The following is a 19061-nucleotide window of genomic DNA, read 5'->3' as shown; positions in this document are numbered from 1 at the left end:
CATGAGTATCACCTTGTTGGCAGGGTTCGCGGGACTCTGCCTGCTCCTGGCGATCACACCGGGGCCGGACACGTTCCTGACCATCAGGTACAGCCTCTCCGGGGCCCGCCACGGCATCGCCGCCGCGGTCGGCTCAGGTATCGGCTCGCTGCTCTGGGCTGCGACCGTAGCGCTCGGTCTGGGAGCCGTCCTCGAAAGGTCCGCATCCGCCTTCGTCGTCGTCAAGGTCGTTGGCGGGCTGTACCTTCTCTATCTCGGAGTCACCGGGTTCATCCGCCGCGGCGGCGCTTCCGGAAATGATTCACCGCCGAGTGGCGCACCAACTCGGCCCAGCACTCGGGCAGCCCTGTATGCCGGGCTGTTCTCGTGCGTACTGAACCCCAAGGTAGGACTGTTCTTCCTCGCTGTCGTACCGCAGTTCCTGCCCGCCGGCACCGCCGGATTCGGCTCGATCATGGTTCTCGGGTTGATCGACGGCATGGTTGCCATTGCCTGGCTGGTGCTCCTGGCCGTGACAGTTGCCAAGGCCGTTGTCTGGCTCCAGAAGCCGAAAGTCACACGGACCATCGAGCGGATAAGTTCAGGCGTCCTGGTGTTGCTGGGAGCCGGTGTGTTGGCAACCGCACGTGCATGAGAGGTTCCTTCGCCCCATATCTCCCGGCGCCGCAACGCTTCACGCGGGCTGACCAGCACGCACAGCCCGTGGGATGCGCTCTGCGCGGCCCTTGTCGTCCGCCGCCGCCCGCCACTGATGGGGCACCACACCCTCCAGCGGCACGGCTTCCGCCGCGTCGAAGAACGCGCCCTCCCTCGGCATCCAGACCTCAATGAGGTCGTCCGGCTCCCAGTCCTGCCGCACCCTTTGCTCCTTCGCCCAGTCAGTCGGTCGCCACATCGTGGCGACCGACCAGAGGCAGTGGAACGAAGAAATCCCGACCGAGGCCGGCTGATTGCTCAGTGTTACTTGCCTGGGGCCGCAGCTGTACGGGAACTGGGCCGGATCGCGATCCACAACGGAATCTGACGTTGCGTCAGGAGACTTCACAACTGCTGGGCGCTGCGTTATACATAGGGCCACCGGCTAGAACGCGTTCTAGAACGGACGCGGCTTCCGGTCCCGCACGACCTCGGTGCGGCCGACGGTGCGGACGGCCGCGCCGAGGTCTTCCCACCATCAAGGAGCAGCTCTCCCATGCCCATTGATGCCGCAGAGGCGGTTGCCGCCGAACCCCGCTCGACCTCGATCAGCTGGGACCACAAGGACATCCAGCTCTACCACCTGGGCCTCGGCGCGGGGACGGCCCCCGGCCGGCCCGACGACGCCACCGACCCGGACGAGCTCCGCTACACCCTGGAGTCCCGGCTCCACGTCCTGCCGAGCTTCTCCACCGTCGCGGGCGCCGGCCTGGCGATGGGCGGCGGCCTCGCGTCGCCCGGGGTCGACGTCGACCTCGCGGCCGTGCTGCACGGCGGCCAGTCCGTACGTCTGCACCGGCCGATTCCGGTGCGGGGCAACGCCGTTCAGACCTCGAAGGTCGCCGCGGTGTACGACAAGGGCAAGGCGGCGGTCCTCGTGCTGCGTACCGAGGCCTCCGACGACGACGGCCCGCTGTGGACCAACGACGCCCAGATCTTCGTGCGCGGCGAGGGCGGTTTCGGCGGCGACCGGGGTCCGTCGGAACGGCTCGCCCTGCCCGACCGCGCCCCCGACCGGGTGGTGGAGCGGCCGGTCCGGCCGGAGCAGGCGTTGCTCTACCGGCTCTCCGGGGACTGGAACCCGCTGCACGCCGACCCGGAGTTCGCCAAGCTGGCCGGCTTCGACCGGCCGATCCTGCACGGGCTCTGCACGTACGGGATGACGCTCAAGGCGGTGGCCGACACCCTGCTGGAGGGCGATGTGTCCCGCATCGCCTCCTACCGGACCCGGTTCGCCGGGATCGTCTTCCCCGGCGAGACCCTCCGTATCCGGATGTGGGCCGGTGACGGCCGGGTCCAGGTGGTGGTGACCGCCGTCGAACGCGACGACGCACCGGTCCTCGCCGACACGCTCGTCGAACACTCCTGAAACGCGCACCGCACGCACCGCACGCATCGCATGTACCGCACGTACCGACCCCGAGGGGAGCCGCACCATGCGCGCAGCCGTACTGCACGAGATAGGCCAGGACAAGCTCGAAGTCCTCGACGACGTCGAGGCGGTGGGCTTCGGCCCCGGCAAGGTCAGGCTCCGCATCCGGGCCACCGGGCTCTGCCACTCCGATGTCTCCGCCATGAGCGGGGTGCTGCCGCAGCCCGCGCCGTTCATCCCCGGCCACGAGGGCGCCGGTGAGGTCATCGACGTCGGCGACGGGGTGACCGGGCTGAGCGCGGGGGACCGGGTGCTGGTCTGCTGGCTGCCCGCGTGCGGGGAGTGTCCCTCCTGCAAGCGCGGCCAGACCCAGCTCTGCCTGGCCGGGTTCATGAACGCGGGCACCCCCAACTTCAAGCGCCCCGGCGGGGACGTCTTCGGCTTCGCCGGCACCGGCACCTTCACCGAGGAGGTCGTCGTCGGCGCGGGCTGCGCGGTGCCGATCCCCGACGACGTGCCGTTCGAGATCGCCGCGCTGATCGGCTGCGGGGTCACCACCGGCCTCGGCGCGGCCATCAACACCGCGAAGGTGGAGGCCGGTTCCTCGGTCGCCGTGATCGGCTGCGGCGGCGTCGGCATCTCCACCATCCAGGGCGCCAGGGTGCAGGGCGCCGCCCAGATCGTCGCCGTGGACCCGGTGGCCTCCCGCCGCGAGGCCGCGCTGCGGTTCGGCGCGACCGAGGCCGTCTCGCCCGACGAGTTCGCCGACGCCAAGCAGCGGATCACCGCGGGCGAGGGCTTCGACTACGTCTTCGAGGTCGTCGGCAAGTCGGTCACGGCCCGCACCGCGTACGAGAACACCCGGCGCGGCGGCACCCTGTGCATCGTCGGCGCGGGCGCCATGGACGACAACTTCCAGGTCAACATGTTCGAGCTGTTCTTCGACGAGAAGCGGATCCTGCCCTCCATGTACGGAGGAGGGGACGTGCTCCGGTCGTACGAGCGGGCCATCGCGCTCTGGCGGGCCGGCCGCATCGACCTCGAATCGATGATCACCCACCGGGTGCGGCTCGACGGCATCAACGACGCCCTCGACCAGATGCGGACCGGCGAGTCGCTGCGTACCTGCATCGAACTCTGAACCACCGCCCCGCCCCCTCCCGAGAGGACCCCGAGATCCGATGTCACTACCCCTGGACGGACTGTCCGCGATCGTCACCGGCGCCGGCCGCGGCCTCGGGCGCGCCGAAGCGCTGGAACTGGCGCGGCTCGGCGCGGCCGTCGTCGTCAACGACTACGGACAGCCGGGCCGCGACGGCTCGGGCGAGGCGTCCGCCGCCCCCGCCGAGCAGGTCGCGCAGGAGATCGAGGCGGCCGGTGGCCGGGCGGTCGCGCACCTCGGCGACGTGTCCGACCACGAGCAGGCCCGCGCCCTGGTGGAACTGGCCGTCGAGACGTACGGACAGCTCGACATCCTGGTCAACAACGCGGGCATCCTGCGCGACCGGATGATCTTCTCGATGACCGAGGACGAATGGGACTCGGTCATACGGGTGCACCTCAAGGGCCACTTCAACACCACGCACTTCGCCGCCGCGCACTGGCGGTCCCGGTCCAAGGCGTCCGGCGGTCCGGTCTACGGCCGGATCATCAACACCTCGTCGGAGGCGTTCCTGGCCGGTTCCGCGGGCCAGCCCAACTACGCGGCGGCCAAGGGCGGCATCGTCGGGCTGACCACCTCCACCGCGCTGGCCCTGGCCAAGTACGGCGTCACCGCCAACGTCATCTGCCCGCGCGCCCGGACCCGGATGACCGAGGACGTCTTCGCGGGCTTCGAGGAACCGCAGGACGGCCGGCTCGACGCGCTCGCACCCGAGCACGTCTCGCCGCTCGTCGGCTATCTGGCCTCCCCGGCGGCAGCCAAGATCAACGGGCAGCTGCTCGTCGTGCACGGCGGGATGGTCGCGATCGTCGAACGTCCCAAGGTGGCGGCGAAGTTCGACGCGGCGAAGGAGACGTTCTCCTTCGACGAGCTGGACGAGCTGATCTCCCCGTACTACGCCGACCGCCCGCCGAACGAGACGTTCGCGGCGGCGGAGGTGCTCGGGCTGAAACGGGGCTGACCACCGCCGCGCACCGCGCACAGGAGGGCCCCCGCAGCCGACCGGCCGCGGGGGCCCTCCCTCGCTCGTTTCCCTCGTTTGCCGTCCTGAGCGGTCAGGCCGCCCTGCTGCCCCCTTCGGGGGTGCGGCGGTGGCGGCCCAGCGGTTGTGCTGCCGAGTCGTCCGGCGCCACACCCCCTCGGTGCTTTCCGGCGCCGCCGGCTTCGGCCCGGTCCCCGTCCGCCCCCGGCGGATGGGTCTGGGTCGTGTCGGTTCGGGCTTCAGACATCTGGGAAGTCACCCCGTTGTGATCGCTTACGTGCTTGTCTCCGAGGCCATCACGCCACCGTCACCCGGGCAACGGCCACCGTCGGCGACCGCGGTGCCCGCATACGTGAGCCCCGGTCCAACTTTAGACCGGTAGGTCTCACGCGGAGCGGTACGCCCCACGAGAGGAGCCTGCCCCAAGGGGACCGGCCTGCACACAGAAGGAGGCGCCGCGGCCGCGGACGGTTGCATACCGCTTTCCGGATGTCCGGCCGGGCACCGTCCCGCGGCCGGCTCCCCGTCGTCCGGTGCCGCCAGGAACGCCACCGCGCAGGCCGTCTCCGCGTTCGCGTACGGAAGTCCGAGTACGCCCTCGCGGGACCAGACACCGCTGCCCGCCAGCCAGCCCTCGGGCACCGGGAGCTGGTGCAGCCGGCGGCCCGAGGGACGCCACACCCCCACCCAGCTGCCCGCCGCCCCGTCGATCCGCAGGGCGACCGCGCAGTCCTCCGGCATCAGCATCTGTCCCGGCTGCACGGCGAAGGGCGTCACCGCGGCATCCGGCAGCCGCAGGCACTCCGGGAACCTGACCGGCAGACAGCTGCCCAGCACCCCCCAGCCGAGCCGGTCGTGCCCCGGCGCGTCCGAGCGGATCAGCAGGAGACCGCTGTCCGGGTCGGCGAGCAGCAGCCGGTCGTCGCTGTCCGGCGCGATCTGGAGCAGCGGGGTCATCTCGGCGCCCCGCCCCAGGTCCACCGCGACCGCCTTCACCGGACCGCCCTCCGCCGGCTCCCGGTCCAGGGCCAGCAGCCGGCCGGCCCGGTCCAGCCAGACCCCGCCGGAGCAGCGCCCCGGCAGTTCCGCGATCCGCTCGGGCCCCGACGGACCGCCCGCCACCAGCCAGAGCCCGGTGGAGTGCTCACCCGCCGCGAGGGCGTACGCGCTGACGCCGTCCGGCGAGGGCGGCAGCAGGGTCAGCTCCGCGCACTCGACCGCGCCCAGCGGCAGTTCGCCGGTGCCGGGGCCGGTCGGGTAGAGCAGCGAGAGGGCGTGCCGGTCCGCGACCCGGCGGCGGATGAGCACCCGCCCGTCGGCGAGCGGCAGCACCTGCGAGTCGGCCTCCTCCGGCTGGTTGAGCGGGAGCGGCACGGCGTACGGCTCCGGCCCGTCCAGCGTCCAGCGCTCCGGGAACCAGGCCGTGTCGGGGGCGCCGGCGGTGCCCGGCCCGCCGGTTCCGTACGCCTCGCCGCGGGCGGCCGTGAGCCGCGCCGCGTAGGCGCCGTCCGCCGTGATCGTGAACGCGGGCGGAGCGCTCGGCAGGACCGTTTCGACAGCACCCGGCGTCGGCACCGGCAGCTCCACCCGCGCGGGCGGAACCGGCGGTTCAGCCGCATCGGTCCCCGCGTCCGCCCCGGCGCCCTCCGTCGGGCAGGTCGCTTCCGTCGCCGGATCCGGGGGCTCCGCGGCCCCCTCCGGGTTCTCGGACCCCGGCTCCACCGTCTCGCCGGCTTCGGCAGCCGCCGCGGTCCCGTCCTCGATGGCACAGGCAGTCATCGACTCGTCACCTCCGGCCACCGAAGCTAGTTTTCGCACTTCCTGCCGAACAACACGAGACCCCCCACTTCACACATATGGGTGGCGATGCCCGTATTCACCTGAGAGGGAGGGGGTGGTTGTGCTTCGCGATCAACGCGTGGCTAAGGTTAGGCATTCCTAAGTGTTGCCTGTGTGATCCACAACTGGAGCAAGTGATGTCCCTTCGACGCCGCGGCACCGCCGCAGTCGGCCTGGCCGTAGTCGCCGCCCTGTCCCTCTCCGCCTGCGGAAGCGACGACGGCGCGTCGGGCGGCTCGGGCAAGTCCGAGGCCGGTGGCGAGAAGAAGGCCGCGGTCGCGACGGGCGGCAAGGACTTCGGCGACGCGGCGAAGAAGACGGCCGGGTACGGCACCGACGCCCCGGCGGGTCAGTTCCCCCGCACGCTCACCCACGCCATGGGCAGGACCGAGCTCAAGGCCGCCCCGAAGCGCGTCGTCGTGCTCGACGTCGGTGAGTTCGACAACGTCGTGTCCCTGGGGGTGAAGCCGGTCGGCTACGCCCCCTCCGAGGGCGACGCGGCCATTCCCTCGTACCTCAAGAAGGACGCCGGTGACCCGAAGAACGTCGGCACGATCAACAACCTCAACCTTGAGGCGATCGCGGGCCTCAAGCCCGACCTGATCCTCGGCAGCCAGCTGCGCGCGGCCGACAAGTACGACGAGCTGTCCAAGATCGCGCCGACCGTGTTCTCCATCCGTCCGGGCTTCACCTGGAAGGAGAACTACCTCCTCAACGCCGCGGCGCTGGACAGGACCGCCAAGGCCAAGTCGCAGCTGGGCACCTACGAGGCGAACGCGAAGAAGCTGGGCGAGGACATCGGCCCGAAGAAGCCGACCATCTCCATGGTCCGCTACCTGCCGGACAAGATCCGCCTCTACGCCAAGGCCTCCTTCATCGGCACGATCCTCGACGACGCAGGCCTGCCGCGGCCCAAGAACCAGCAGATCGACGAGCTGGCCGCGGAGATCAGCCCGGAGAAGATCGACGAGGCGGACGCCGACTGGATCTTCACCGGCGTGTACGGCGACGTGAAGGCCACCAAGCGCGACACCGCCCAGTCCAACCCGCTGTGGAAGAACCTCACGGCGGTCAAGGAAGGGCGCGCCAAGAACGTCTCCGACGAGACCTGGTACCTCGGCCTCGGCGTCACGGCCGCGAACCTGGTCCTCGACGACCTCCGCGCCGACCTCGTGAAGTAACGATTCATGACTGGCCGCCGCCCCGCCCGTACGGGGGCGGCGGCCAGGGACCGCGGGGCACGGAGGACAGGTAGCCTTTCCTCCGTGCCCCGTCTGTCTGAAGTCATCGCCGAGCTCGACGCCCTCTGGCCGCCCGAGCGGGCCGAAGGATGGGACGCGGTCGGCACCGTCTGCGGTGATCCGGACGCCGAGGTCGACCGGGTGCTCTTCGCCGTCGATCCCGTCCAGGACGTCGTCGACGAGGCACTGAAGCTCGGCGCCCAGCTGATCGTCACCCACCACCCGCTCTATCTGCGCGGTACGACGACGGTCGCGGCCGGCACCTTCAAGGGCCGCGTCGTGCACACGCTCATCAAGCACGACGTCGCGCTGCACGTGGCCCACACCAACGCCGACTCCGCGGATCCCGGCGTCTCCGACGCCCTCGCCGGCGCCCTCGACCTGCGCGTCGAGCGGCCCCTCGTACCGGACCCGACGGACCCCTCGGGCCGCCGGGGCCTCGGCCGGATCTGCACGCTCGACCACCCGCAGACCCTCGGCGAATTCGCCGCCCGAGCCGCCGCCCGGCTGCCCGCCACCGCGCAGGGCATCCGGCTGGCCGGCGACCCGGACACCCTCGTGCGCACCGTCGCGGTGAGCGGCGGATCCGGTGACAGCCTCTTCGACGCCGTGCGCGCCGCGGGGGTGGACGCCTTCCTCACCGCGGACCTGCGCCACCACCCGGCCTCAGAGGCCGTCCAGCACTCGTCGCTCGGCCTGGTCGACGCCGCGCACTGGGCCACCGAATGGCCGTGGTGCGAACAGGCCGCCGCACAGCTCGACGCGATTTCCGACCGCCACGGATGGGACCTGCGGGTCCATGTCTCGAAGCAGGTCACCGACCCCTGGACCACCCACCACTCTTCTGGAGCCCCCAACTGAACGCCGCGCCCGCCGACCAGATCCGACTCCTCGACGTCCAGGCCCTCGACCAGCGCCTCGCCCAGCTCGCGCACAAGCGCAACACCCTTCCCGAGCACGCCGAGATCGAGTCGCTCACGACCGACCTCGCCCAACTCCGCGACCTCCTCGTCGCCTCCACGACCGAGGAGAGCGACACCGCCCGCGAGCAGACCAAGGCCGAGCAGGACGTGGACCAGGTGCGCCAGCGCGCCGCCCGCGACCAGCAGCGGATGGACTCCGGCAGTGTCACCTCGCCCAAGGACCTGGAGAGCCTTCAGCGCGAGATCGTCTCGCTGGCCAAGCGCCAGGGCGACCTGGAGGACGTCGTCCTCGAGGTCATGGAGCGCCGGGAGTCCGCGCAGGAGCGCGTCGCCGAGCTGACCGACCGGGTCTCCGCCGTCCAGGCCAAGGTCGACGACGCGACCGCCCGCCGGGACACCGCGACGAACGGGATCGACGAGGAGACCGCGACGCTCACCAAGGAGCGCGAGGTCGTCGCCGGTTCCGTCCCCGCCGATCTGCTCAAGCTGTACGACAAGCTCAGCGCCCAGCAGGGCGGGGTGGGCGCCGCCCGCCTCTACCAGCGCCGCTGCGAGGGCTGCCGGCTGGAGCTCAACATCACCGAGGTCAACGACGTGAAGGCCGCGTCCCGCGACACGGTCCTGCGCTGCGAGAACTGCCACCGCATCCTGGTCCGCACCGCGGACTCGGGTCTGTAGTGACCCCGCCGCGCCAGTTCGTCATCGAGGCCGACGGCGGCTCCCGGGGCAACCCGGGGCCCGCCGGGTACGGCGCGGTCGTCATCGACCCGGTGACGGGGGAGACGCTGGCCGAGGCGGCCGAGTACATCGGCGTCGCGACGAACAACGTCGCCGAGTACAAGGGCCTCATCGCCGGTCTGCGGGCCGCGAAGGCCCTCGTGCCGGACGCCTCGGCCGGCGGCGGGCCGCGGGTGCACGTCCGGATGGACTCCAAGCTGGTCGTGGAGCAGATGTCGGGCCGCTGGAAGATCAAGCACCCGGACATGAAGCCTCTCGCCGCCGAGGCCGCCCGCATCCTCCCGGCCTCCGACGTCACCTACGAGTGGATCCCGCGCGAGAGGAACAAGCACGCGGACCGGCTCGCGAACGAGGCGATGGACGCGGGCAAGCAGGGCAGGCAGTGGGAGCCGTCGGCCTCGACGGCCGCCCTCGACACCCCCAGGTCCTCGGTGGCCGACGCCCTGCCGCCCGTCTCAGGCCCCCCGGGTGACGCGACGGCCGGCGCCGCGCGGGCCAGGGCCGCGCTGAACCGGCCCGCCGCCGGGACCCCGCAGGTCGGCTGGGCCGCCGCCCCCGACCTGGGCGCGCCCGCCACCTTCCTCCTGCTGCGGCACGGCGAGACCGCCCTCACCCCGGAGAAGCGGTTCTCCGGCAGCGGCGGCACCGACCCCGAACTCTCCGCCACCGGCCGCCGGCAGGCCGAGTGCGCCGCCGAGGCCTTCGCCGCCCGCGGCACGGTGCAGGAGATCGTCAGCTCCCCGCTGCGCCGCTGCCGCGAGACGGCCGGCGCGGTGGCGGCCCGGCTGGGCCTGGAGGTCCGGATCGAGGACGGCCTGCGCGAGACGGACTTCGGTGCCTGGGAGGGGCTGACGTTCGGCGAGGTCAGGGAGCGCCACCGCGCGGACATGGACGCCTGGCTCGCCTCCGCGAAGGCGGCGCCCACCGGTGGCGGCGAGAGCTTCGCCGAGGTCGCCCGGCGCGTCTCGGCCGCCCGCGACCGCCTCATCACCCGCCACGCGGGGCGCACGGTGCTCGTGGTCACGCATGTCACGCCCATCAAGACCCTGGTCCGCCTCGCGCTGGGCGCACCGCCGGAGTCGCTGTTCCGGATGGAGCTCTCGGCGGCTTCCCTGTCGACCGTGGCCTACTACGCGGACGGCAACGCCTCCGTACGGCTCCTGAACGACACGTCCCACCTGCGGTAGTCACCCCGGGCGCACCGGCCCCGGACAGCACAGTGCCCCATCGGCCGGGGGGAGGCCGATGGGGCACCGGCGGTTCCGGCGAGGCGGGGGATACCTGCCGGAACCCGGGTCACCCGGAGTCCGGGTCACGTCCCTGAAGGTCTCGTGCCCCGGTTGCCGGGGAGCATGCACATGAACGGAAGGATTTCGCCGCGACCGGCCGGCCGCACGGTAGGCGGGCCGCACGGTAGCCGGGGGAATCGTCCAGGGGTCAGCCGCGCAGCGCCGCCGCCTCGGCCGCCAGCCGCTCCACCCGGGCCCAGTCCCCGGCCGCCACCGCGTCGGCGGGCACCATCCAGCTGCCGCCCACGCAGCCGACGTTCGGCAGGGCGAGGTAGGAGGGAGCGGAGGCGAGCGAGATGCCGCCGGTCGGGCAGAACCGGGCCTGGGGGAGCGGGGCGGAGAGCGCCTTCAGATAGGCCGTGCCGCCCGCCGCCTCGGCCGGGAAGAACTTCATCTCGGTGACCCCGCGCTCCAGCAGCGCGACCACCTCGGACGTCGTGGACACACCCGGCAGGAACGGCACCCCCGACGCCTTCATCGCGTCCAGGAGGGCGTCCGTCCAGCCGGGGCTGACCAGGAACCGCGCCCCGGCGGCCACGGTGTCGGAGACGTTCCGGGGGGAGATCACCGTGCCGGCGCCGACCACCGCGTCCGGCACCTCCGCCGCTATGGCCTTGATCGTGTCCAGGGCCGCGGCGGTCCGCAGGGTCACCTCGATCGCCGGGAGCCCGCCCGCGACCAGGGCACGGGCGAGCGGCACCGCGTCGGCGGCGTCCTCCAGGACGACGACGGGCACGACGGGGGCAAGGTCCAGCACGGAGGAGGTCATGACCTCATCCTGCCGCGAAGACAGCATTCCACGCAACGACCGTTGCGCATGTTGCAACGCAGGCCGGGTCCGGGGTCAGTGGATCTCCGTCACCACGACATCGAGCTCCCACGCCCGCCCGGCCCGCGCGGGCGCCTCTGCCTCCACCACGTACCCGAGATCCCGCAGGACGCCCACCAGCTCCGCGGGCCCCTTCGGCGCGGCACCCGACATCAGCAGATCGCGGACCATCCGGCCCTTCGTCGCCTTGTTGAAGTGACTGACCACCGACCGCTTCTCCACCCCGGCCACCAGCTGGGAGTGCAGCACCCGCACGCTTGCCGTGCGCTCCGCCACCGCGTCCTTCGGCTTCCACGCCGCCGCGTACGCGGACGACCGCAGATCCAGCACCAGACCGTCCCCGGCCGCCTCCGGCATGACCTCCGCCATCGGCGTGCGCCAGAACGCCCCGAGAGCCCCGAGACCCGGCAGCTTCACCCCCATCGAGCAGCGGTACGGAGGAATCCGGTCGCCCACCCGCACCGCGCCCCACAGCCCGGAGAACACCAGCAGCGACTTCCCGGCCCGGCGACGGGCGGCGGTGTCCAGGGACGCCAGGTCCAGCGCGTCGTACAGCACCCCGGTGTACAGCTCCCCGGCCGGGCGGGTGCCCGCCGTCCGCAGCTCGACGTTCTTCGCGATCTCGCCGCGCAGCCCCTCGCTCAGCCCCAGCACCACACGGGCCTTCTCCTCGTCCGCCGCGGACAGCTCCACGAGCGCCTCCAGCACGGCGGCCCGCGCCGCGGCCAGGCCCGGCAGCGACAGCGACTCGGGCTTCAGGGGTGCTCCCCGCCCCGAGGCGGCCTTTCCTTCGGAGGGCGGCAACAGCACGAGCACGGCGGTTCTCCTTCGTACGTACGGAAAGGGGGCGACAGGCGTTGCGGACCGGTCCGCGGCTCCCGGCGGTGTCGCCCGGCTCCGTGAAAACCCCTCGCGCCAGCGTACGGGGGAGTCACACCCCCGATCCCCGCCACCCGGGATGCCGCCCGCCCCGCCCGGCCATACGCTCGGTCCATGCCCCGCCGCCATCTCCACATGACCGGCGCAGCCGGCACCCCGCTGCGGACGGCCCTGCGCGGGCTGCGCACCGAACTCGGGCTCCCGGACGACTTCCCGCCCGACGTGCTCGCCGAAGCGGCCGAAGCGGCGAGGAACCCGGCGGTCGCCGGACACGAGGACGCCACGGAGCTGCCGTTCCTCACCATCGACCCGCCCGCCTCCACCGACCTCGACCAGGCGATGCACCTCGAACGCCGCGCCCACGGCTACCGCGTGCACTACGCCATCGCCGATGTCGCCGCCTTCGTCCGCCCCGGTGGCGCACTCGACACCGAGGCCCACCGCCGGGTGACGACCCTCTACCTCCCCGACGGCAGGGTGCCCCTGCACCCCACGTCGCTCTCCGAGGGCGCCGCCAGCCTCCTCCCCGGGCAGACCCGCCCCGCCGTGCTGTGGGAGATCGACCTCGACACCGAGGGCCGCGCCGTCGCCACCCGGGTGCGCCGGGCCCTCGTACGCAGCCGCGCCAAGCTCGACCACGCGGGCGTGCAGCGGCGGATCGACGCGGGCACCGCCGAGGAGTCCCTCGCGCTGCTCAGGGACATCGGCACCCTCCGCGAGGAGCAGGAGCTCGCCCGCGGCGGCATCTCCCTCAACGTGCCCGAGCAGGAGATCGTCGAGCGCGACGGCACCTACGGCCTCGAGTACCGGGCCCCGCTGCCCGCCGACGGCTGGAACGCCCAGATCTCACTGCTCACCGGCATGGCCGCCGCCCGGCTGATGACCGAGAGCGGCACCGGCATCCTGCGTACGCTCCCGGTCGCCCCGGACGGCGCCGTCGCCCGCCTCCGGCGCTCGGCCGAGGCCCTGCGCATCGACTGGCCGCACCATGTGCCGTACGCGCGGATCGTCCGCTCGCTCGACCCGAGGAAGACCAGCCACGCCGCCTTCCTCCAGGACTGCACCACACTGCTGCGCGGCGCCGGGTACACCGTCTTCGAGCACGGCGAACTGCCCACCCCCGCCGTCCACGCCGCCGTCGCCGACCTCTACACCCACTGCACCGCGCCACTGCGCCGCCTCGTCGACCGGTACGCGGCCGAACTGTGCGTCGCCGCCGCCGCGGACCGGGAGCCGCCCGCATGGGTGCTGGCCGCACTGCCCGCGCTGCCGAAGGAGATGGCGGACGGGACCCGGCGGGCCGGCACGGTGGAGCGCGAGTGCGTGGACCTCGTCGAGGCCGCGCTGCTCAAGGACCGGATCGGCGCGGTCTTCGACGGATACGTGGTGGACGTGAAGGAGCAGGAGCCGACCACCGGCACCGTCCACATCGACGACCCGGCGATCGTCGGCCGGATCGAGGGCGGCACCACGAGGCTCCCGCTCGGGGAACGGCTGCGGGTACGGCTCACACAGGCGGATCCGGGTTCGGCGAAGGTGCTGTTCGCACCGGCGTGAGCGCGGCGACGACGGACCGCGGGTCATCGGCGTGGAAGCGGACGGTGTGCGCCTCGCCGCGTCCGCCGAGCGGGCGCACGAAGCCGAGCGGTGCGGTCAGCTCCACGGTCACCGTCGTCTGGCCGCCCACGGCGAGATCCAGCACGCCGTCCGCGTGCAGCTGCACCAACTTCCCTGCGGGGTAACGCCGTTCGACGCGGGCCCTGCTGATCGCGGCGGCCGGGACCCGCAGGTCGAACAGTGCCCCGTACCGAATCCGCAGCGAGCCGTCCGCGCCCGCCACATGCGGCCGGACCACGCACGAGGCGTGCAGCGCGAGCACCAGCAGCACCCCGTACACATCCACCACGAGCAGAATCCGGTGCACGGCCGGCCAGGGGATCAGCAGCGCGAACATCACCGTCTCCACCACGGAGACGAAGAGCAGCCCGTACATCATCGCGGTCTGCGGCCCGGTGTACGGGGCGGCGAGCGCCCCCTCAGGCACGGCGTGCCGCCGCCGGAGCACCCACAGCCCCAGGCTGTGCAGGGCGCGCGTCTCGTGCCCGACGAGCCGGCGCGCCTTCTCCGGTACGACCGTACGCAGCGCCGCACCCATCGCCGCCCGCCGCCCCGCGCCCGCCCGCCGGCCCGCGTGCCAGAGCCGCCCCAGCACGACGGCCTCCAGGACCAGGGCGGCCAGAACGGCCCCCTCGGCGCCGATCAGCACGGCGGCCGGTATCCGCACCCCGGCCAACAGACAGACCGCCAGCGCCAGTTCGGCGGGCACCACCCCCGCGACCACCAGCCGCGCCCCTCGCACCCCACTCACCGCGCCCCCTTCCCCTTCGTCTTCCCGTCCCCGTCCCCGTCCCCGTCCCTGTCCCTGTCCCTGTCCCTGTCCCTGCTCCGTAGGGTCAGCGCGACCATCACCCGGCGCACCACCTCGGCCTGCGCGGGCGTGTAGTCCGCGAGCAGGGCCTCCCCGAAGCCGGTCATCGCCGGTCCGTCCGCCGGAATCGCGTCCAGTACCTCATCGGGCGCGAGGGCGGCCATCCGGTCGGCCAGCGGTCCGATCCGGGGATCGTCGGGGGACGCCGCCGCGAGCGCGTCCAGTTGTTCGTACAGGGCGAGCACGGCCGGATCGCCCGCCAGCGGCCGCAGCGCGGCGTAGATCTCGCTGCCGCCACTGATCGTGTCCAGCAGCATCAGGTGCTCACGGTCCTTGGCGGCGGCCGGCGAGCCGGTGACCGGCGCCGCGGCCAGCAGCTCGGCCAGCGCGGGCGACACGGACTCCGTACCGTCCAGCGGCCCGTCCATCAGACCGGCCAGCCGCTTCCGCCGCTCCCGGATCTCCCGCTCCTGCCGGGCCAGATCGGCATCCAGCTCACGCAGTACGTCACCGAGGTCGCGCCCGGCGTCACCGGCGAGGACCTCGCGCACCTCGTCCAGGCCGAGCCCCAGCTCGGTGAGCCGCCGGATGCGCGCCAGCAGCACGGCGTCGCGCACGCCGTAGGCGCGGTAGCCGTTGGCCCGGCGCGCGGGCTCGGCCAGCAGGCCGATGTGGTGGTAGTGCCGAACGGTCCGGGGGGTGACCCCGACGAGCGCGGCGATCTCTCCGATGCGCATGGCGCCAGTAGAAACCCTGACGCTGCGGCAAGGTCAAGCGGCCCGGCCGAGACCGCTGCCCCGGGCGGCTTCCCGGCCCTGGCCACCGCCCACCGGACCCACGCCCTCGCCCCGCCACCGCCTCTGCCGCCCCACCACCGTCCGCCCCTCCCGCCGGACCCGGAGGAACGCGCCGCGGCCTTCGGCGCGCCCCGCGCCTGAGAGCTCCGCGCGGTTCCGCGCCCCCACGGGGCAGGTAGCATGGGCGCCACGGCAGACGAGCCGGGCGGACGGCCGCGTGAGGATCTTCGGACCCTCCCGAGGAACGTCCGGGCTCCACAGGGCAGGGTGATGGCTAACGGCCACCCGGGGTGACTCGCGGGACAGTGCCACAGAAAACAGACCGCCTTGGACTTCGGTCCTCGGTAAGGGTGAAACGGTGGTGTAAGAGACCACCAGCGCCTGAGGCGACTCAGGCGGCTAGGTAAACCCCACCCGGAGCAAGGTCAAGAGGGGCCGTCGCAAGAGGGCCCTGCGCGAACGTTCGAGGGCTGCCCGCCCGAGTTCGCGGGTAGACCGCACGAGACCGGCAGCAATGCCGGTCCTAGATGGATGGCCGTCTCCCCGGCCGCCGCGAGGCGACCGGGCGACAGAACCCGGCGTACAGCCCGACTCGTCTGCCGCTACCTGCGGATTCGCTCTGGAGAGGGTCTCTGACCTGTGCCGGAGGCCCTCTCTGGCGCTTGCCACGTTAGACAGCGAAAAATCCCCCTGAAGTCCCTCGGACAGCGCTGAAAGTCCCTGAAAAGTCCCTGAGGAGGAGCTGTCGATGCTTCTGAGCTGGTCCGGACCGAGGGGACATGGCGCCGCTGTCCCATTCTGGGGCTCTGCAACTGCCGCGAGATAGGGCGGGTCTGTGGCGCCTTCAACCACGCGACCGGACCACAACGGGCGAGGGACGTCTGCCAAGCCCTCGGCCACGAGCTGCTGCCGAAGAACGTCGAAGGCACCCGCGCCAAGCTGAAACGCCCGGTCAAGCTCGACATCCTCACCGAGGTCGACACCGGCATCTTCGCGAGAAGGCCATAGCCGGACACCTAGGGCCGGCAATCACTGGCCACAATCTGGTGTGCGTACTTGTTCTCCGGGGCGATGTCTTGGATCACCTTCAGGGCTTCATGCATCCGCTCCGTCTCGCACATCAGCCGGACAAGGACGTACAGGGCGTCACGGTCACCGTGAGGTCGCTGTTCCACCCGTACAGCGCGAGCGCCGCGGCATGGTCGCCGGCGCACGCGATCAGGTAGGGGTTCAGCCGGTCGGTTCACTGGTCGGCGAGCACGAATGCGCAGGCCGGGACCCCGCACTGGCCGGATCGGCCCTGCTGACCGCCGAGGGACGCGTCCTCATCAACGGGATGATCACGGTCTACCACCGTCTGGAGGATTCGCCGCCCACGGCGGGTCACCTGGCACGCGCGAAATCATAAATGCGCACCGCCACGGTGATATGGCAGCAGCAACCAACTCCGCTGCCTGCGGATGGATTCGTCTCAGAAGCGTCCGGCCCCTGGTTCCGTGCGCCCGAAAACAGGAGCAGCCCAATGCCCAACAACAACCAAGTCGGTGTGATCGCCGCCCTGGCCGCTGCGTTCGTCTGCTACATCGGGTATCTGCACCCCAGCCTGGTACCAGCAATCGGACTGGCCATCGGGGTGTGGGTAGCGTTGTACGCGTACCTCAAGCAGTAGAAGTGGCCCAGGGATTGGCGGGAAGGGACACCAAGGCCTTGGGGAGTCGGCGCCGTTCAATGCCTTCGAGGGCCGACCCCAGCCCTGGCCCCGGTCGATCGCGGCGAGCAGCGCCGGCTCCCAGTCGGCGGCCGCGAGCGAGGCGGTGTCGGGCAGGCCCGCGTCGCCGAGTACCCGCAGCTGCACGGTGTGCTCGATGCCCTCCGCCCACGCGTTGCGCACGGCCTGGCGCACCGGGATGCGGGCCTGCAGCTCTGCGGAGCCGTTCGGGTGACGGGGTTCGTGTCCAGGACGCGTGGCTGCTCGCTGGCGCCCGGGGGCGGTGATCCATGCGGCCCCTGATGGGGGAAGGGGGTCAGCCTTCGCGGCTGGGGAGCATGGCCAGGGCCCGGGAACGCTGTGCGACGAGGTCGTCGTAGGTGCCGTCGCGCTCGGCCCAGCGGTGCATGAGGACCCCCTTCACCAGGATTTCGCGGGGGGTGGGGTCCTCTGAGAGCAGTTGCATGACCTCGGTGGCGAAGTCGTCGAGCGGCAGCGCGTGCGGGTTCACCTTTTCCTGGCCTGCTGTGGCGACGGCCGGCGGGACGAGTTCGACGACGCTGACGCCGGTGCCGTCGAGTTGTGCGCGCAGTGCCTCGGAGTAGGCGTGCACCGCGGCCTTCGAGGCGGCATAGGTGGGCATGGGCGGGAAGGGCAGGAAGGCGATGCCGGAGGTAACGGTGATGAAGGTGCCCTCGCCGCGTTGGACCAGGTGCGGGGTGAAGGCGTCGATCACCCGGATGGTGCCCACCAGGTTGGTGTCGATCGTCGTCTGCGCCGCCTCGAAGTGCGAGGGGTCGCGCAGGTCCTCAAGGAGCATGACGCCAGGCATCGTCACCACGGTGTCCAACTCGGGGTATCGGGCGAGCACGGCGTCACGGGCAGATGCGACGGAGGCACTGTCGGTGACGTCAATCCTGGCGGTGCCGAAGCCTTCTTCGGCGAGTTCCGAGAGTGCCTCCGGACTGCGGCCGCCAACGGCCACGGTGCTGCCCGCTGCGGCGAACCGGCGGGCCAGCTCTCGCCCGATACCCGAGGTCCCGCCGACGATGAGAACGGTGCGGTTGGAGAGATCCACGAGATCTTCCCTTCAGTTCAGGGCGGGCGAGGATGTTCTGTCCCGCGGCGCCTTCGTTGATGTTCCGTAGTTCTTCGCGGAACGCTGCTCTCGCAGTCTTGGCGGAATCCGCTGAGCGGGAAAGCGCCCCCGTCTTCCCTGGTCCTGCCAGGGCCCCTCTGAGTCACGCACACCGCATTACGGTGTCGGTATGAAGGATGAGGAATCCGGCAACCGGCTCGCCAGCTACTTGCGCGCCCGGCGCGAGCTGATCTCCCCGGAGCAGGCAGGAATCCCGCCCGGCGGCAACCGCCGCGTGCCCGGCCTGCGCCGTGAGGAAGTCGCCCTGCTCGCCGGAATCAGCCCCGACTACTACCTGCGACTGGAACGCGGCCGCGACAAGAACCCCTCACCTCAGGTCCTCGAATCACTCGCCCGTGTCCTGCGCCTCGACGACGTCGAGCGGACGTATCTGCTCGGCCTCACGGCAGCACGCCCCAGGGCTCCGCGCCGCAGGCGACCCGAGCACGTACCGGCACGGGTGCACCAGCTCCTCGCCCACCTTCAGATTCCCGCGTTCGTCGAAGGGCGTGCGTTCGATGTCCTGGCTTCCAACCCCATGGCCGTCGCGCTCTCCCCGCGCCTGCGGCCCGGTGAGAACCGGATTCGTTCCCTCTTCCTCGATCCCGAGGAACAAGCCTTTCACCAGGACTGGGCCAAAGCCGCCGCCAGCTTCATCGCCGCTCTTCGCACCACCATCGGGGACGACACCGACAACCCCCGGTTCGTCGAACTCGTCGGAGAGCTCGCACTGTCCAGTCAGCGGTTCCGCACCCTGTGGGCCCGACACGACGTCCGCAACCTCGACGGAGGCACCACCACAGTCCACCACCCCATAGTCGGTGAACTGCGACTCCACCGCGACAAACTCCCCATCGACGACGTCATCCTCGTTGTCTACTACCCCGACAAGGACAGCGACAGCGGCGAGAAGCTGCAACTCCTCGCCGCACTCTCACAGACCGAACCCACCGACACAGCACACAGCAGGCCGGCAGACGCCCCGCACCCGAAGACACCCTGACGAACACCGGCCTCCCGGCAGTGCAGCCAGAACGGCC

The 19061-nt window shown here is 71.7% G+C and carries 18 protein-coding genes and 1 other RNA gene; 12 read left to right on the top strand and 7 right to left on the bottom strand.

The window, feature by feature from the left end:
• Position 1: 1 nt before the first annotated feature.
• Positions 2-634, top strand: coding sequence for a LysE family translocator (locus ACIO3R_RS06590; protein WP_402103917.1), 633 nt, complete (start codon positions 2-4; stop codon positions 632-634).
• A 39-nt stretch (positions 635-673) separates the two neighbouring features.
• Here the strand turns inward: ACIO3R_RS06590 and ACIO3R_RS06585 are convergent, their stop codons facing one another.
• Positions 674-859 carry a hypothetical protein gene (locus ACIO3R_RS06585; RefSeq protein ID WP_402103915.1) on the bottom strand — a complete coding sequence of 62 codons (186 nt, stop codon included), beginning with the start codon at positions 857-859 and terminating at the stop codon, positions 674-676.
• 333 nt (positions 860-1192) lie between these two features.
• On the opposite strand from ACIO3R_RS06585, the gene ACIO3R_RS06580 reads away from it, so the two are divergent.
• The 3 genes from ACIO3R_RS06580 (at position 1193) to ACIO3R_RS06570 (ending at position 4191) form a co-directional block, all read left to right on the top strand.
• Positions 1193-2065: a MaoC/PaaZ C-terminal domain-containing protein gene (locus ACIO3R_RS06580; protein WP_402103912.1), complete on the top strand. Its 873-nt coding sequence runs from the start codon at positions 1193-1195 to the stop codon at positions 2063-2065.
• 67 nt (positions 2066-2132) lie between these two features.
• The gene (locus ACIO3R_RS06575; protein ID WP_385025598.1) at positions 2133-3209 is read left to right on the top strand and encodes a Zn-dependent alcohol dehydrogenase; all 1077 of its coding nucleotides are present in this window, start codon (positions 2133-2135) and stop codon (positions 3207-3209) included.
• Between the two features lie 40 nt (positions 3210-3249).
• Positions 3250-4191, top strand: coding sequence for a 3-oxoacyl-ACP reductase (locus ACIO3R_RS06570; RefSeq protein ID WP_402103909.1), 942 nt, complete (start codon positions 3250-3252; stop codon positions 4189-4191).
• A 294-nt stretch (positions 4192-4485) separates the two neighbouring features.
• Here the strand turns inward: ACIO3R_RS06570 and ACIO3R_RS06565 are convergent, their stop codons facing one another.
• The gene (locus ACIO3R_RS06565) at positions 4486-5991 is read right to left on the bottom strand and encodes a hypothetical protein (protein WP_402103906.1); all 1506 of its coding nucleotides are present in this window, start codon (positions 5989-5991) and stop codon (positions 4486-4488) included.
• Between the two features lie 197 nt (positions 5992-6188).
• Between ACIO3R_RS06565 and ACIO3R_RS06560 the strand changes: the two genes are divergently transcribed.
• From ACIO3R_RS06560 to ACIO3R_RS06545, 4 genes are all read left to right on the top strand, one after another.
• Positions 6189-7232 (top strand): ABC transporter substrate-binding protein, encoded by a 1044-nt coding sequence (locus tag ACIO3R_RS06560; protein WP_402103903.1) that lies wholly within the window; start codon positions 6189-6191, stop codon positions 7230-7232.
• An 84-nt stretch (positions 7233-7316) separates the two neighbouring features.
• Positions 7317-8153, top strand: a complete 837-nt coding sequence (locus tag ACIO3R_RS06555) for a Nif3-like dinuclear metal center hexameric protein (protein WP_401281778.1) — start codon at positions 7317-7319, stop codon at positions 8151-8153.
• Positions 8150-8893 (top strand): zinc ribbon domain-containing protein, encoded by a 744-nt coding sequence (locus ACIO3R_RS06550; protein ID WP_385025683.1) that lies wholly within the window; start codon positions 8150-8152, stop codon positions 8891-8893. Before ACIO3R_RS06555 ends, ACIO3R_RS06550 begins: the two co-directional genes overlap by 4 nt.
• Complete coding sequence (locus tag ACIO3R_RS06545) at positions 8893-10140, top strand: bifunctional RNase H/acid phosphatase (RefSeq protein WP_402103898.1); 1248 nt, start codon at positions 8893-8895, stop codon at positions 10138-10140. Before ACIO3R_RS06550 ends, ACIO3R_RS06545 begins: the two co-directional genes overlap by 1 nt.
• 250 nt (positions 10141-10390) lie before the next feature.
• Here ACIO3R_RS06545 and eda read toward each other — a convergent pair whose 3' ends face one another.
• Both eda and yaaA read right to left on the bottom strand, forming a co-directional pair.
• The gene (gene eda, locus ACIO3R_RS06540; protein ID WP_402103896.1) at positions 10391-11011 is read right to left on the bottom strand and encodes a bifunctional 4-hydroxy-2-oxoglutarate aldolase/2-dehydro-3-deoxy-phosphogluconate aldolase; all 621 of its coding nucleotides are present in this window, start codon (positions 11009-11011) and stop codon (positions 10391-10393) included.
• Positions 11012-11086: 75 nt separating this feature from the next.
• Complete coding sequence (gene yaaA, locus ACIO3R_RS06535; RefSeq protein WP_402103893.1) at positions 11087-11887, bottom strand: peroxide stress protein YaaA; 801 nt, start codon at positions 11885-11887, stop codon at positions 11087-11089.
• A 177-nt stretch (positions 11888-12064) separates the two neighbouring features.
• On the opposite strand from yaaA, the gene ACIO3R_RS06530 reads away from it, so the two are divergent.
• Entirely contained in the window at positions 12065-13507 is a 1443-nt protein-coding gene (locus tag ACIO3R_RS06530) for an RNB domain-containing ribonuclease (protein ID WP_402103890.1), read from the top strand.
• On the opposite strand, the gene ACIO3R_RS06525 is transcribed toward ACIO3R_RS06530, so the two are convergent.
• Together ACIO3R_RS06525 and ACIO3R_RS06520 are read right to left on the bottom strand one after the other, a co-directional pair.
• A complete protein-coding gene (locus ACIO3R_RS06525; RefSeq protein WP_402103887.1) occupies positions 13458-14318 on the bottom strand; it encodes a hypothetical protein in 861 nt (286 codons plus the stop codon). The genes ACIO3R_RS06530 and ACIO3R_RS06525 overlap by 50 nt on opposite strands.
• Positions 14315-15115, bottom strand: a complete 801-nt coding sequence (locus ACIO3R_RS06520) for a MerR family transcriptional regulator (RefSeq protein WP_402103882.1) — start codon at positions 15113-15115, stop codon at positions 14315-14317. Before ACIO3R_RS06520 ends, ACIO3R_RS06525 begins: the two co-directional genes overlap by 4 nt.
• A gap of 257 nt (positions 15116-15372) precedes the next feature.
• Between ACIO3R_RS06520 and rnpB the strand changes: the two genes are divergently transcribed.
• An RNA gene (gene rnpB / locus ACIO3R_RS06515) (RNase P RNA component class A) lies at positions 15373-15774 on the top strand.
• 923 nt (positions 15775-16697) lie between these two features.
• The gene (locus ACIO3R_RS06510; protein ID WP_385025567.1) at positions 16698-16844 is read left to right on the top strand and encodes a hypothetical protein; all 147 of its coding nucleotides are present in this window, start codon (positions 16698-16700) and stop codon (positions 16842-16844) included.
• A 355-nt stretch (positions 16845-17199) separates the two neighbouring features.
• Here ACIO3R_RS06510 and ACIO3R_RS06505 read toward each other — a convergent pair whose 3' ends face one another.
• Complete coding sequence (locus tag ACIO3R_RS06505; RefSeq protein WP_385346480.1) at positions 17200-17961, bottom strand: SDR family oxidoreductase; 762 nt, start codon at positions 17959-17961, stop codon at positions 17200-17202.
• Positions 17962-18151: 190 nt separating this feature from the next.
• Here ACIO3R_RS06505 and ACIO3R_RS06500 point away from each other — a divergent pair, with 190 nt between their 5' ends.
• Positions 18152-19024: a helix-turn-helix transcriptional regulator gene (locus ACIO3R_RS06500; protein WP_385025561.1), complete on the top strand. Its 873-nt coding sequence runs from the start codon at positions 18152-18154 to the stop codon at positions 19022-19024.
• Positions 19025-19061: the final 37 nt, after the last annotated feature.

Source organism: Streptomyces sp. NPDC087428 (assembly GCF_044744085.1).
Classification (GTDB): domain Bacteria; phylum Actinomycetota; class Actinomycetes; order Streptomycetales; family Streptomycetaceae; genus Streptomyces.
The sequence above is the reverse complement of the archived record's forward strand: the minus strand, read 5'-3'. Positions and strand labels throughout refer to the sequence as shown.

Coding starts and splice junctions, on each gene's coding strand:
- eda (WP_402103896.1), bottom strand. CDS start 11,011: ATGACCTCCTCCGTGCTGGACCTTGCCCCCGTCGTGCCCGTCGTCGTC.
- ACIO3R_RS06575 (WP_385025598.1), top strand. CDS start 2,133: ATGCGCGCAGCCGTACTGCACGAGATAGGCCAGGACAAGCTCGAAGTC.
- ACIO3R_RS06590 (WP_402103917.1), top strand. CDS start 2: ATGAGTATCACCTTGTTGGCAGGGTTCGCGGGACTCTGCCTGCTCCTG.
- ACIO3R_RS06565 (WP_402103906.1), bottom strand. CDS start 5,991: ATGACTGCCTGTGCCATCGAGGACGGGACCGCGGCGGCTGCCGAAGCC.
- ACIO3R_RS06500 (WP_385025561.1), top strand. CDS start 18,152: ATGAAGGATGAGGAATCCGGCAACCGGCTCGCCAGCTACTTGCGCGCC.
- ACIO3R_RS06520 (WP_402103882.1), bottom strand. CDS start 15,115: ATGCGCATCGGAGAGATCGCCGCGCTCGTCGGGGTCACCCCCCGGACC.
- ACIO3R_RS06580 (WP_402103912.1), top strand. CDS start 1,193: ATGCCCATTGATGCCGCAGAGGCGGTTGCCGCCGAACCCCGCTCGACC.
- ACIO3R_RS06510 (WP_385025567.1), top strand. CDS start 16,698: ATGCCCAACAACAACCAAGTCGGTGTGATCGCCGCCCTGGCCGCTGCG.
- ACIO3R_RS06570 (WP_402103909.1), top strand. CDS start 3,250: ATGTCACTACCCCTGGACGGACTGTCCGCGATCGTCACCGGCGCCGGC.
- ACIO3R_RS06560 (WP_402103903.1), top strand. CDS start 6,189: ATGTCCCTTCGACGCCGCGGCACCGCCGCAGTCGGCCTGGCCGTAGTC.
- ACIO3R_RS06530 (WP_402103890.1), top strand. CDS start 12,065: ATGCCCCGCCGCCATCTCCACATGACCGGCGCAGCCGGCACCCCGCTG.